This window comes from Sphingobacterium sp. 40-24 (assembly GCF_001899705.1).
Lineage (GTDB): Bacteria > Bacteroidota > Bacteroidia > Sphingobacteriales > Sphingobacteriaceae > Sphingobacterium > Sphingobacterium multivorum.
In genome coordinates this window covers 63,079-76,698 of sequence record NZ_MKWH01000025.1, presented here as the reverse complement: position 1 = coordinate 76,698, position 13,620 = coordinate 63,079, and the positions used below count along the sequence as shown (strand labels likewise).

Here is a 13,620-nt window from a genome sequence, read left to right as displayed (position 1 = left end):
AAAGATTTACACCATGAACAAATATATCATCTACAGCCTTTTTGCAACATCCCTGTTGAACCTCTCCTGCAACAAATTTCTGGCGGTGGATCCCCCCAAGACAGAAGTAGCGGCAGCCTCGGCCTTCAGTGACGAAAAAACGGCCACAGCAACCGTGGGCGGACTCTATACCAGTATGAACAACTACAATAACCAGTTTGCCAGTGGACTGATGAGCATCGTGCTGTCCAGCCTGGCCGACGATTACAACTCGGCCTTTACAAGCTACGATGAGTACAAATACAATCGGCTGAGTCCCGCAACCTCGTACCTCGATCGGCTGTGGTCGCAACCCTATAGCTATATCAATCACAGCAATAAGATAATCGAGGGACTTGAAGCTTCGGCACTCAGCGCCAAGGTAAAAGCGCAGCTCTCGGCAGAAGCGCGTTTTACGCGGGTATTCAATTATTTTTACCTGAGCAACCTCTTCCAAAAAGTGCCCCTGATCACAGACACCAAAGATCTGGAAGCCAACAACCAAAAAGGGCCAGCGTCCCGGGAAGAGCTCTATGCTTTTATGCTGGGCGATCTGAAGCAGGCTGCTGTGGATATTTCGGATACCTACCAGGGCAATGAGCGTACCCGCCCCAATAGAAAAGCGGTTGATGCACTATTGGCCCGGGTATACCTGTACCATGGGGACTGGGCCGATGCGGAAGCGACCGCCGACAAAGTCATCGGGGATAACCGGTACGAACTGTCGCGCGACCTCAATACGGTCTTTTTGAAGACGAGCAAAGAGGCCATCTGGCAGTTGCAGACGGTCAATCTTTCGACGGCAGGTGTCAACACCTGGGAGGGATTCAGCATCGTTCCGGCCGTAGCGACGGCACGGAGTTACTATCAGCTGTATGATGCGACCGTGGCAGCTTATGAGGAGAACGACCTGCGTAAATCACAATGGTTAAAATCGTATGTGGTAAACAATAAAACACTTTATATGCCGTACAAGTATAAGTTGCGCACAGCGACACCGGTTGCCGAATACAATACCGTGCTGCGCCTGGCCGAGCAGTATCTGATCCGTGCCGAAGCGCGGCTCAACCAAAATAAGCTGCAAGCGGCACTACAGGATATCAATCAGATCCGCGAGCGTGCAGGCCTCGCTGCGCTGCCACAAACGCTGGACAAAGCAGCTATCGCCCTGGCCCTCGAAAAGGAACGGCAGCTGGAGCTGCTTGGCGAATGGGGCCACCGCTGGTTTGACCTGGTCCGCACAAACCGGGCCCTGCCTGTACTTTCGAAGGTGAAAACAGATTTTAGTCAAAGCGATACCAAAATACCGATCGCCAGTGCTATTTTATTAACCAATGGTAATCTCCAACAGAATGATTAAGCTATATAAACAGGCCTTGCTACTGCTTAGACAGGCCTTGCTGCTGCTGTTACTGCCAGCAACCCTGGGAGTGCAGGCGCAAGTCAGCATCCTACCGGAAAAAGCAGCCGCCGGTGATACCGTGACCATCAGCTTTGATCCCGGTAAATCTACCGCTGCTCCTGGCGCAGGGCCGTTTTTCGTGGATTTCAACTACTCCAATTTTTACGAATTTCCGAGCCGCATGCCCATGCAGAGCGAAGGCGGACAGTGGCGTGTACGTTTTAAACTGCCGCCCTACGCCAACTTTTCCTGCTTTACGATCGCGGACAAGGACAAGAAATTTGTGCAGCGGGCAAGCGACAGCAGTCAGTATGAGATCTACGTCTATAAACAGGGGAAACTGATCGCCGGTAATTACCTGGGTAAATCGTACAGCATACCCGTCCAGGATAAAACATCGGATCGCATCGTGGAGAAACAGGAGCATTACCTCAAAAAAGAGCTGAGCTTGTATCCCGACAACTACGAGGCCCAGCTCCGGCTGATCGTCCTCGAGATGAAGAAAAGTAACCCCGCCCAGCAGGCCCGGCTCCTGAAAAAGGGCTTGGGCGTGATTGAAAAGAAATTCCGCAGCAACCCGCTTTTTGAAGGGAACCTCAATAAGGTGACCATGGGGTATTTGATACTCGGTCAAAATCAAAAAGTAGATTCGATCCGCCAGGTTGTGATCAAGGAGTTTCCCAACAAGAAGATCGGCATAGCCTATCGGCTCAATAAACTGTTTCGCGAGCCGGATTCCACGGCGGTGGTCGCCAAGATCGGGCAGCTTCTTGCCCTTAAAACCGCCGATAATGAGGCGGCCTATGGCAGCGCTTACGACTATCTTTTTACCTACTATGTGCGGCATGGCGACAGCGTACAGGCCAAGAAATACCTGCCTCTGATTACCCGATGGGAGCAAGATCCATACAAATGGCGCGCCTACAATCAATATGTGCAGCTGCTGTTGGATCATAAGCTGCTGCTCAACGATGCATCCAAGCTCAATCTATACCTGTTGGACAGTGTGGCGGCCTATCCGGTGAGCTTAATACGCTATTTCCCCGAAACAGGTTATCTGGTGGCGCATGACCCCGCCAAGGCTGATAAAATCGCTGCGGTGAAAGCAGAACTTATGGCCAATCAGGGGCTTATCGCTGCTCAGTTAAATCAGACTGAAGTAGCGCAGGACTGGTTTGCCAAAAGCATCCCTACGCTCAAATCGGCGGCACTGCTCCGGACCATTGCCCTGCAGTATCAAGCGTGGAATGAGCCAGAGCATGCGATACCCGTACTGGAGGCAGCCTATGGCTATGCGCCTTTTGATCCACAGATCCGGCAGCTGCTCGACAGCGCGCTCGATAAAAAGGGGATAGGCGATGCCGCCGAGCGGCAGGCTTATTTTAGGCAGCTCGACAAGCAATGGAAGCAGGGCTATTACGCGGAGTTTCAGAAGATCATCGGCAGTACACCTCTTCCAGAAGACCTCAGCATCGTTGATATGGACAAAAAGCCCTTGCTTAAGGCGGAACTTGCGGGCAAGATTGTTGTCATTGATTTTTGGGCAACCTGGTGCAAACCCTGCATAGCCTCTTTTCCTTATCTACATCAGGTGTACAAAAAATATGCGGATGACCCGCAGGTGAAGTTCGTTGTGCTCAATTCGGGCAGTGGAAATAGCTGGGACGACGCCTACAAATGGGCGCAGGCCAATCCCGAATTTGACTTTCCATTTTATTACAACCAAGATAAAAAGCTGAGCAGTAAACTGGAAATAACCTCCATTCCGACAACGTTGATCTTGGATAAAAAAGGGAACATCCGTTTCCGAAAGGTGGGCTTCGAAGGTGAAAAGTTGCTGCAGAGCCTCGATGCCATGATCGAATACCTGAAAGAACTGGATAGATAGCTATAAGATAATAGGATAGCAATAAGGTAGTTATACAACTACCTTATTGATGTCTATTACCTTTGTGGTAATACGAAATGTTTTTGTTGATCCCTTGCGCCGCATCATTTCTTTCGGGCGATACCGTTGCGGGAGCGTATTGCAATGACACAATATCGCTGCTGTCGATGTCGGGCATTTTAAGTGGGCGGTACCACGAAGGTGGGTTTGTTAGATTGCCCGTCTGCTTGCGATCTGTTGTTTCGGTTGATTCTTGTACCGAACGCTGTTTCCAGCGTTTGTATACCAGCAGTGCTGCTCCAGCGACTGCCGTGATAACGAGTCCGATTTGTGCTTTCATGCTTTCTTCTTTACGAATTGAAAAAAATTCCTTTCAAATTGAACAAAGCTCCTTTCAAAAAGTTCAATAAAAATCAAATCAGCTTTTTGGTCTAGCGTAAAAAGGTCTTCTAACAGTACATTCGAACGTTAGTCCACCAGTGTCACCAGCATATCAGCCAATTTTGTAGGTGCTGTGAGCATGGCATCGTGGCCCGTCGCGATCTCCCGATAGTGCCAGTTGAGCTTGTGGTCGGCGCGCACCTTTTCGCTCATCTCCTTCATAATGGGCAGCTGTGGATCGGTACATGCGATATAGGCCAAGGGTAATCCATTGCCATACTTGTTTTTTAAGTGCAGCCGCTGTGCAAATGTGCCAAAGGGTTGTGCGCTGAGTCTTTCCTTGACCCAGGAAACCATGCCGGGGGCTGTAACACCAAATAGTGCAACATCAAAAGGCGCAAAATTCTCTTTGCGCTGAATGTTTTTGAGCTGAATTTCTTGCACTGCCTTGGGTTGCAATGAAATGGGGCTCTGGCCATCTTCAATAATCATGGCGTCGAGAAAAATCAACTTGTGTAATCGTGAGGGAATGCGATCGGCAACTCCGGCAATCACAGCACCGGCATAGCTGTGCCCAACGAGATACACATCGTGCAGATCTTCCATCTCGATCAGGTTGACGATGTCCTGGATATGGGTGTTGATGTCGACCGAAGGCTCGATCAGGTGTTTACGTTCACCAAGCCCCGTCAGCGTCGGGGTGTATACCCTGTAGTGAGCATCGGTGAGCTGCTGTGCGACGGCCTGCCAGCACCAGCCGCCATGCCAGGCCCCGTGAACCAGCACATAGGTAGGCCGATGATCTTGGTGTTGAGCGTATCCACTTAACATACCGCAGCTTAGCAGGACAAGCAGAAATAAAGTTCGCAGTTGTTTCATTTTTTTATAATTTTATACTGTTTTTAATACCTGACAAAGGTATAGGCAAGCTTTTGTTCGCACAATAACTCATCCTGAAGTGAGTGGCTATAACTCGATATTTAAAATGGCAACACCCCGAAAAAAACAATCCACCAACACGGAGAATCTACAGACTTTGGCACAGGCATGTGATGTGAACGAAGTACTGGCGCAAATAGCGTTGCGTTGGAAAATGCAGATTCTATACTGTATTGCAGCGGATGTATCGCAATTCAGCACCTTAAAAAAAATGTTTCCGACACTTTCAGATCAGGTACTGAGCAAACGTTTAAAGGAGCTGAAAGAAGAATCGCTTGTCGTTACCGAAGAAATTGAAAACACCGTACCGCCTCAGATACGCTATAGCCCAACAGAAAAGGGTAAGGAACTGTTGAAGATTATCCTGAATCTGCATCACTGGGGACTAAAATGGAAAACTACAGGCAATAACTATTGCCAAGTGCATTCGGAAAGCGATCAGGATCGCGTTTTTTAACCCTATTTAAATTTTATGGATTCACTCTTTCGCGCCTGGCAAACAAGCCGCATGGCTTACCTTAAGTTCTTCGACAATTATTCTTTGGAACAGCTTAACCGCATTCCCGAAGGCTTTAGCAACAACCTGATCTGGAATATCGGGCACATCATTGCCACACAGCATAAATTAATTTATATCGGATCTGGGGTAGCGGGACATATCCCCGAGGAAGTGTTTGTGAATTATCAGTCCGGCACAAGACCGACAGCAGCGGTATCGCAACAGGAAGCCGATCTGCTTAAAAGATTACTCCTCGAGCAGATTGAGCCGACCATCGGTGATTTTAATAACAAAAAGTTTGTCCACTATCAAGAACGTACAACCGGAACGGGCTTTCATCTCACTTCAATAGCGGATGCCTTCGAATGGAATAATTTTCATGAAGGGCTGCATTTGGGTTATATGATGAGTATTAGAAAGTTTGTTGTTGACCGACAATAATCTAGGGGGGGATTTTCAATGGTTTGTACGTGCAGTACGAAAGGTTAAATAGGTAAATACGAATGATTTTTAAAGCTCTTCGGTCTAATATGGATGTCGATGACAGTGTATTTGATGATATATACCCGTCCAAAATAAAACAATTGGCTGAACGCCACTGGACACCTGTTCATGTCGCAAAAATGGCTGCCGAGTACCTGGTTGAATCTCCCATGGACAAAGTCCTGGATATTGGTGCCGGAGCAGGGAAATTTTGCCTTGTTGGCGCTTCTTGCACCCAGGGAATGTTTTATGGTGTGGAACAGCGCGAATCGCTGGTGGAGCTTTCCAATGGATTGGCCGAGAAACATCAGGTGCACAATGTAGCCTTTATTCATGGCAATATTGACGAGATCTGTTTTTCCGACTATGACGCATTTTATTTCTATAACTCCTTCTATGAAAATATAGACACATCGAGTCCAATAGATTACTCCATAGCGCCTGATCCAAAACTTTATCATGCCTACACCGCGGCTCTTCGGAATCAGCTTGCGCTGCTGCCTATTGGTACGCGTGTCGTTTCCTATTGGAGTGGCTGGGAAGAGATTCCTAGTAATTTTGATTTGGAGTATACGGCATGTGACGGTTTTCTCAATTTCTGGCGGAAGCTGGGTTAAGGGAAAGGAAGCAGGACAGCCCTGCTTCCTTTTTTTGACGACCTTAATCTAAGTAGAAGAAAAGCCGGCTGAATATTTGATTCGGTACTTTTGGCGCAATAAAATAAGGCTGAACCTTGCCTTTATCGTTCAATTTTGGCAAAAAGAATCCTTCGGCACCCATTTTACTTTTTGTTTCGTCGCCGTCAAAAGCCCATTCATTTTCCGTATTGGCCTTGGTGAAATTGACCGTGGCACTCCGCAGATCAGCGCCTTTGTCAAAATCCTTCGGTGGTAGATAGTCTACATAGACCCACCTTCCGGGAAGTACATTTTTTGCAATGTACTCCTTACGGACATCACCCGTCGCTGCATTGACCTTCTGTAAAGAAATATCAATCGGGAAATCAATGCTTTTATCATAAATATAAAAGCCCAGTTTATTGACATTGGGCTCCGCAGCAGGTGGGGTCACTTCCTGCACCTTGCCATCAAAATAGACGTAGTTGAAATTGACTTTAATCGTGTTTTCAGGCAATTCGGCACTGTAAACCACTTTCTTTGTCTCCGTATCGGTTAAGGTAACCAGTCTTTTTTTTGGTATTTTGTAACTGTACGCCGTCGCAAAATGGATATTGTGCTGCGGTTGGATGATAAAAGCACCATCTTTATGATCAAATACGGTCGTATCAATGGCGATCTGCAATGGATGGTCACTGCCATTATAGCCATTGATCAGGATATGCATCGCGCGTTCCACCTCCGCAGCGTCCTTGTTGCAGGCACTGAACAGGAAGGGAATGCCGATCAGAAGGAGCGCAGTGACCAGGGGATACAGCTTTGTTGACAAATTTTTCATACTTTATAATTCTAAAACCTTATTAAACCGCATCATGGTGTTGATGGGTGCTTCATTGATAATAAACAACTTGGAAATGGCTTTTGTGGGCGAGGGCACCGGTGCACCTGAGGTCAGCTGGCTGAATTCAAAAGACGATCCTTCGGTATAGGGAATATTTGTCCCAGCTTTATAAATATAGGCCCGAAATAAGACCGAGGTCTTCTCTCCCTTATAATCCTGGATGCCTAAGGGAAAGGGATCGAAAACGAGGGGCTGAGAGAACGTATTGGTTTTTAGATTTTTGATCCGTACGACCTCTTCAAACACTTTGGGGGTAAAATAGTATTTTCCAAATACAATGTCCACGGGCTCCCGGTAATTTAAGATGTTGGACTGGAGCATATAGATCAACTGTACTTTGCCCTCCACAGGTGCCGGCACTTTTGGGAAATCGGCTACTTTTCCGTCCATGTAAATAACATTGAGGTCTATTATAGCCGCTGTATCGTTGGCTTTGATTTCCCGTTCCAGCAGAATTTTATCGGTCGCCTTAGACTTCATGGTAAATTTTAAACGCTGCTTGGCCGGGTCATTGAAATTATAATTCGCAGCAAATGCGATGCGGCTAAAGGCTGGTGTTACCGTAGCGCTAAAGGTGTCCAATTGCAGGATAAGTTCCTCGTTGCTGTTGTTGTAACCACTTAAATTGATCATATGCACATTGGAATGATACAGCAGCTGGTCGCCACCTTTATCGCATGAAAGGAAGGTGGATAGCAGAAAAAAGGTGATCGCCGTGGCTATTAAGATTATTTTTGTTTTCATAGCGGTTGATTTAAAAGGTATATCCAATGGAAAGGCTAAAGGAACTGCCCACTTTCCGGTTAAAAGTTTCTTTGTCGCCTATACGCATCTTTTTTGTCCCGTCTTCGGAGGTCTCGTAATAACCTTCCTCATATTTCTGGGAAAAACCAAACTTCCATTCGTAGATCTCTTCCCATTCCTGTGTGGGCCATTCGGAGTTTGATAGACCTTTCCAACGATCCTGTACTTTGTACGTCTCGGGTCTATTCACATAGAAGCGGAACGGACTGTTCAACAGGTTGCTCAGGTTCAGTTTAAGATCGAGGTTTTTGTTTTTCAGGAATTTGTAGCTCAGCTGTGCGTCGAGCTGGTTGCGTGGGCGTTCGTATTCAATCAGATCTTCGCTCATGGCTGTCATAAAGGTTTTATGGCCCATATGGTTGAAGGCTACGTTGGCTCCAAAGCGGTCTCCGGCGTATTGGATAGCCGCATTATAAACGACGGGGATCTGTCCATAAAGCGGGCGTTTGCTTTTCAGGAATTGCTTTTCACGGTATTCAAAGGTATTTCCGTATTTATCGGTGCCGATGCTCTTTGCCATAAATTCGGCCGACTGCACTTCGGAGCTTTGAAGCGTCATGTTTCCACTGACATTGAAATCCTCCAGCAGGGAACCGGGCGCCATAAAGCCCAGGTTTTTACGGATATCAAACTCCAGTCCCTTTACTTTGGCCCATTCCGAGTTATTGGTGGTCACATAGATGCGGTGCGACGAATCCATCATCTGCCGGTACAATTCGATGGGGTTCTGAAAATATTTATAGAAAAACCCGATGGAAATAACTTCGGCAATGGAAGGGTACCATTCAAAACGCATATCATAATGGTCAATTAAGGTCGACAGCACACCTTCATTCCGACGGTAAGCACCACCCAATGCGGGATCCTGCCGCACCATCTTGGAGTTTTCAATCAATGCCGGCCGCACCACAGACTGTGAGTAAGCCATGCGGATGTTGAAATCGGGTATGGGCGTCAATGTTAGGCTCACCGACGGCAGGTAGCGCCAGGTTTTCTCTTCGGTTTCTGGATCCGCCGTCATGCCCACCAGTTTGCCCGTTTTGGGATCGACAAAGCGTTGCTTGCGCATGGCAATGGTTCTGGCATCCATCTGCAGGTCATTATCGCCATTTTGCAGGCTTTTATACTTGAAGTATTCGGCTCGTACACCCCAGACCAGTCGGATCCACGAGTTGAAGCGGTTGTCGAGTAGACCATAGACGGCCTGGTTTATATTTTTCCCTTCATAAGCACTGACGGAGAATGCTGCCGGATAGTAAAACATGCCATGTAAGGGATCTGTGAACTCGAGGTATTTCGACCAGGTGTTGACAGGCGTAAAGGTATTGGCACCGACAGAGACGATAGGCAGCGAAACCCATTCGAACAAGCCATGCCGATCCATATATTGGTATCCGGCTTTGAACGTCTGCTTTTGCCCGAGCCAATTCGTCTGGTAGCTCAATGCACCTTCCGCAATTTTGTTGGTCTCCGTATAATGGTACTCGGAGCGTGTAAATGTTCCGTCACCGGCATTAGCGTAGTGCGAAGGAATGACATTATAAAGGGTATCATTTAAGAAACCGATCGGAGCGAGCCAGGCTTCGGTGGCATCTTTCTCACGGTTGTTCAGCTGGTTACGGGCAATATTCCACTCGAGTTTTAAATTGCCGAACCGATGTTCGCCATCCAGTTTATTCTGCAGCATATCGATAAATTTAGGACGGTCATATTCGCGGATTGCTGGCCTCGAATCGTAGCCAATATCATTTCCCCAGCCTTCGATTACGGAAAACTGATTGTTGAACATCCGGGAATAGAAATTCCGCGAGGTCACCTTGTGATTTTTACTGTTCCAGCCCAGGTTGACCAAAGCGCCTAAGCTCGAATTGAAGTTATACTGTGCCGAGGTCGTCGGATGGATTTGTTTGCCCGTGCTGACATCGAAAGTTGCCCCGTCTACCTTTTGCCAATTGCCGCGCTCAAAATTGGAGATGTGATCAATAGATTGCTCATTTCGGTAACTGAGTGAGCCGACAAATCCAAAGACGCCCTTTGTACCACTATAACTCCGCCCCAGGCTGAACTGGTAGTTTTGTCCGGGTAGTGCGGTGTATTTTCGGGTACCCAAACGCTCCAGTCCGCCGATACGCTTGTTCTGTGCAGCGATCATTTCCGGTGTAAAAGGTTTCACGCCTTCAGGCACGGGTTTATAGGGATTGGCAGGGTCGTAATTGATCCCGTCGAAAACGGTCAGATCGCGCGGGAAATTGCCCCTTGTACCATCGTCAAAGGCCAGGTAATCTAAGCTGCCGCGGCCATAGCCCAGGAAATCTTTACCCGTTGAGCCATTGATGTATTTGCTTCCCACCGAAAAGGACGTGAAATTTTTGACCGGAATGGCCAGGGTGTTGATCTGTACCAGTCCACCACCAAAACCAAAGCTCAGGTCGGGCGACGAAGTTTTGTGAATGATGACATTGTCGATCAGGTTGCTGGGGACAATATCAAATTCGAAGTCCCGCACCTGCACGTCTGTACTGGGGAGGGTGGCGCCATCCATCATGGCCAGGTTGTAACGCTCGGCAATACCGCGGACCACCACCCGACGGTTGTCGTTGGTACTGACACCGGAGATGCGTTTCAGGGTCTCACCGACGTTTTTATCCGGTAAAACGGCTATCTGCTCCCGGCTGATCCCGTTGGAGATGGTGGCTTCATTCTTCTGTTTGGCATATAAGGAAGCCACACTTTCCTGTTTGTAACTTCCTGTCACGACCACCTGCTCCAGGCTTTTCACCACGCTCTTCAAAACGATGTTGAGATTGGTCTGTTTGCCGGACTGCACCACGATGTCGGTGATCCTTTTTGTCTGATGGGAAATGTAGCTGACTTCGATGGTATAGGTGCCTGGTGCGAGGTTCAAGTTGTAGCTGCCATCGGCTTTACTTTTTAAGGATTGGCGGCTTTGGAGCAGCGTAATGCTTGCATCGGCAAGGGCTTCACCATTTTCATTGATGATTCGTCCGCTGATATTTCCCTGCTGTTGGGTGGCACTGTTGCCCATGCTAGCGGATAGCGAAACGGGGATAGCGGCCATGCTTTTTGCCGAAACGATCACAGACTGGTCCTTCAGCACAAAGCTGAGTGGCTGGTTTTTGAAAATTTCGGCCAATACAAGATTGATGTCGGTATTGCTGATTTCTATCGTAACGGGTCTGGCAATGCGCAGCAGGCTGCCTTCGACCAGAAATCCATACCCCGTCTGCGTACTTATCTTTTTGAATACTTTGGCCAGGGAGCTGTTCTTCTCGGAGAGACTGATGTTTTGTCCTATTGCTCCGAAGCTGATCTGTAGCATGCCAAAGAGTGTCATGAAGGTGCTTAGCTTCATTTTCAATAGTATTTTTGTATTTTTTTTATACATTTGTTAAGCTGAAATATGTGTTCATTGGATCGAGAAATTCATTGGCCTATTCCGGCTTTTTGGCCAGTAGTGTTGCGACCACTATTGGCTTTTTTTGGAATTGGGCATGCGGTATAATGTTCTATCAGGCGCTGTCCTAAGGCAGTCACCGATGTCAGTGCTTGTCTTATTTTGTTTCTACGATAAGCCTCCTTCCTTGCATCTCGACCTGGATGCTTTTAAATGTTTTTAATAGATTCAGTACTTTTTCAAAAGACCAGGACCGCGGGATTCTTCCGGTAAAGGTTTCGCTCGTTGGGGTACCCCGATACTGGATGTCCACATTGTACCAGCGGCCAAGTTCGTCCACAACACTGCCGATATCGGCATCTGTAAAATCAAAGTAACCCTCTTTCCAGGCGATCACTTCTGCGGGCTCCACATTTTTGATGGACAGGGATTCTCCAGCGACAATACCCTGTTCACCAGGCTTGAGGACAACGCGCTGATGTGCATTGGCCAAGGCAATGGAACCGCTCAGGAGGGTTGTTTTGGTCCTGGATCTGGATGTGTAGGTATTAACATTAAAATGAGTTCCCAGTACTTCGATCACTTGATTTTCGGAGCGCACCCGGAAAGGCATAGCCGCATTGTGTGCCACTTCAAAATACACCTCACCGCTGATGCTCACCTCGCGCGACGAGCCCCGGAAGGCTGAAGGATAGCTGATCGACGACTGTGCGTTGAGCCAAACTTGCGTACCGTCGGCTAATGTCAATTGGTAGCGGCCACCCCGCGGGGTAGTAAGCGTATTGACATGTACCTTATCGACGTTCTTGCCGGCCGTATACACCAGATTACGGGGTTTCAGTTTGTTGATATGAATATTTCCTTCGCTGCTGAGCTCGCCATTTTTGGACTCGTCCAGCAGGATTTTTTCACCATTGCCAAGGGTTAAGATGGCTTTATCCGTTGCGGGATGAATGCTGCTGCTTTGCTTTTCAGCAGGGATAGGTGACTGGTCAGCCTGCTGCTTGAAGATGTAAAACGAGACCGCACAAAGGAAGACGAGGGATGCTGCTGCTTGCCAAAGCCTATTTCCCGGATGGAGGAAGAATCGCTTCTTTGGAAGAGGGGTCGATGCGGCTATCTTCGCGTCGATCTGATCGAAGATCTTTTCCTGCAGGTGGCTTTTCCGGCGTAAACGCTCTTCGGCGCTTAACCTGTCGATGAGATTCGGATTGGCTTCAAAGGAAGCGTACCAATTTTCAAGAACCTGGAGCTCGTCCTCCGTTATTGTGCCGGCTTCGTATTTAGCGAGTATATCACGTATCTGTTGATGTTGATCGTCCATTTCCTGTGCTTTATACTAAGGAGTACCCGAAGTCTGCAAAAGCGGGAACGGAAATCTGAAAAAAAATACTTTGCCTATTTTTTGTGCGTGTAGAGCAGCAGGACCAGGTAGAAAATATCCATTTGATGTGCTTTGATTTCCGAGCGCATGATCTTCATGGATTTTGTGATGTGCTTGCGCACCATAGCCACCGAAATGTTGAGCTGGTCGGCGATATCCTGATTGGAGCGCTTTTCGAAGCGGCTCAATAGAAAGACCTCTTTGCAGGTCGCGGGCATTTTTTCGGTGATCTGAATAATCTCTGCGTGGATTTGCTTGGCTTCGAGCAGCGTGTCGGGCTGAATCGGAGCGGTATAGCCGAGCTGGGCGGCGGTTTGGATATATTTATCCTCCACTTGTTGCGCCCGATAGGTTTTAAAGACCTGAAATTTAATCGCCGTTTTTAAATAGGCCGAAAGGGAGTGGCTGAGTGTGATCTCCTTCCGCCGCAGATAAAAATCGACAAAAATAGCTTGCACGATCTCTTCGGCCATGGCCAAGGAGCCTGTCCGTTTACCGGCATGATTAATCAAAGTTTCCCAATAGCGGTTATAAAGTTCGGAAAATGCGGCTTTATGGTCTTTTAGTTGAACCAATTCCACCAGCTCCTGATCCGAAAGCGTTTTCAATTCACAATTAGCCATTCTAGTTAAGCAAAGACCAAATGTAAAGAGGCAATTAAACCTGAGCGTTTTACGAATATTAATAAATTATTAATATTGGTTTGGCCTGTTGCTGCCCCGGGGGTCGCCGGCAAATAAGCGCTCGGTCCATCAAAAAAGCCGCTTTCCTTCTGTAGAAAACGGCTTTTTTGATGGAGTTTATCACTGGGCTTGCTAACCCGACGTATTTAAACCTGATTACCTGGCAATTCAACTATAACGCCCCGGGTATTCGGGAAATATTTGTT

The 13,620-nt window shown here is 47.7% G+C and carries 12 protein-coding genes; 5 read left to right on the top strand and 7 right to left on the bottom strand.

Annotation, left to right across the window (positions count from 1 at the left end; all coding sequences use genetic code 11):
* The first annotated feature begins 13 nt into the window (after positions 1-13).
* Both BGP15_RS09850 and BGP15_RS09845 read left to right on the top strand, forming a co-directional pair.
* Complete coding sequence (locus tag BGP15_RS09850; protein ID WP_286769392.1) at positions 14-1,378, top strand: RagB/SusD family nutrient uptake outer membrane protein; 1,365 nt, start codon at positions 14-16, stop codon at positions 1,376-1,378.
* Positions 1,371-3,308, top strand: a complete 1,938-nt coding sequence (locus tag BGP15_RS09845) for a TlpA family protein disulfide reductase (RefSeq protein WP_286769391.1) — start codon at positions 1,371-1,373, stop codon at positions 3,306-3,308. Before BGP15_RS09850 ends, BGP15_RS09845 begins: the two co-directional genes overlap by 8 nt.
* 43 nt (positions 3,309-3,351) lie before the next feature.
* Here the strand turns inward: BGP15_RS09845 and BGP15_RS09840 are convergent, their stop codons facing one another.
* Positions 3,352-3,648, bottom strand: a complete 297-nt coding sequence (locus BGP15_RS09840) for a hypothetical protein (RefSeq protein ID WP_286769390.1) — start codon at positions 3,646-3,648, stop codon at positions 3,352-3,354.
* Positions 3,649-3,776: 128 nt separating this feature from the next.
* Positions 3,777-4,568, bottom strand: a complete 792-nt coding sequence (locus BGP15_RS09835) for an alpha/beta hydrolase (protein ID WP_286769389.1) — start codon at positions 4,566-4,568, stop codon at positions 3,777-3,779.
* Between the two features lie 106 nt (positions 4,569-4,674).
* On the opposite strand from BGP15_RS09835, the gene BGP15_RS09830 reads away from it, so the two are divergent.
* From BGP15_RS09830 to BGP15_RS09820, 3 genes are all read left to right on the top strand, one after another.
* Complete coding sequence (locus BGP15_RS09830; RefSeq protein WP_112374635.1) at positions 4,675-5,085, top strand: winged helix-turn-helix transcriptional regulator; 411 nt, start codon at positions 4,675-4,677, stop codon at positions 5,083-5,085.
* Between the two features lie 15 nt (positions 5,086-5,100).
* Positions 5,101-5,568: a DinB family protein gene (locus tag BGP15_RS09825; protein ID WP_286769388.1), complete on the top strand. Its 468-nt coding sequence runs from the start codon at positions 5,101-5,103 to the stop codon at positions 5,566-5,568.
* Between the two features lie 62 nt (positions 5,569-5,630).
* Positions 5,631-6,227 (top strand): methyltransferase domain-containing protein, encoded by a 597-nt coding sequence (locus BGP15_RS09820; protein WP_286769387.1) that lies wholly within the window; start codon positions 5,631-5,633, stop codon positions 6,225-6,227.
* A gap of 43 nt (positions 6,228-6,270) precedes the next feature.
* Here BGP15_RS09820 and BGP15_RS09815 read toward each other — a convergent pair whose 3' ends face one another.
* The 5 genes from BGP15_RS09815 to BGP15_RS09795 form a co-directional block, all read right to left on the bottom strand.
* Positions 6,271-7,065, bottom strand: a complete 795-nt coding sequence (locus BGP15_RS09815; protein WP_286769386.1) for a hypothetical protein — start codon at positions 7,063-7,065, stop codon at positions 6,271-6,273.
* A 3-nt stretch (positions 7,066-7,068) separates the two neighbouring features.
* Positions 7,069-7,872, bottom strand: a complete 804-nt coding sequence (locus tag BGP15_RS09810; protein ID WP_286769385.1) for a hypothetical protein — start codon at positions 7,870-7,872, stop codon at positions 7,069-7,071.
* A gap of 10 nt (positions 7,873-7,882) precedes the next feature.
* On the bottom strand, positions 7,883-11,272 hold the full coding sequence (locus BGP15_RS09805) for a carboxypeptidase regulatory-like domain-containing protein (protein WP_286769442.1): 3,390 nt from the start codon (positions 11,270-11,272) through the stop codon (positions 7,883-7,885).
* A gap of 232 nt (positions 11,273-11,504) precedes the next feature.
* Complete coding sequence (locus BGP15_RS09800; RefSeq protein ID WP_286769384.1) at positions 11,505-12,671, bottom strand: FecR family protein; 1,167 nt, start codon at positions 12,669-12,671, stop codon at positions 11,505-11,507.
* A 74-nt stretch (positions 12,672-12,745) separates the two neighbouring features.
* Positions 12,746-13,354, bottom strand: a complete 609-nt coding sequence (locus tag BGP15_RS09795) for an RNA polymerase sigma factor (protein ID WP_286769383.1) — start codon at positions 13,352-13,354, stop codon at positions 12,746-12,748.
* Positions 13,355-13,620: the final 266 nt, after the last annotated feature.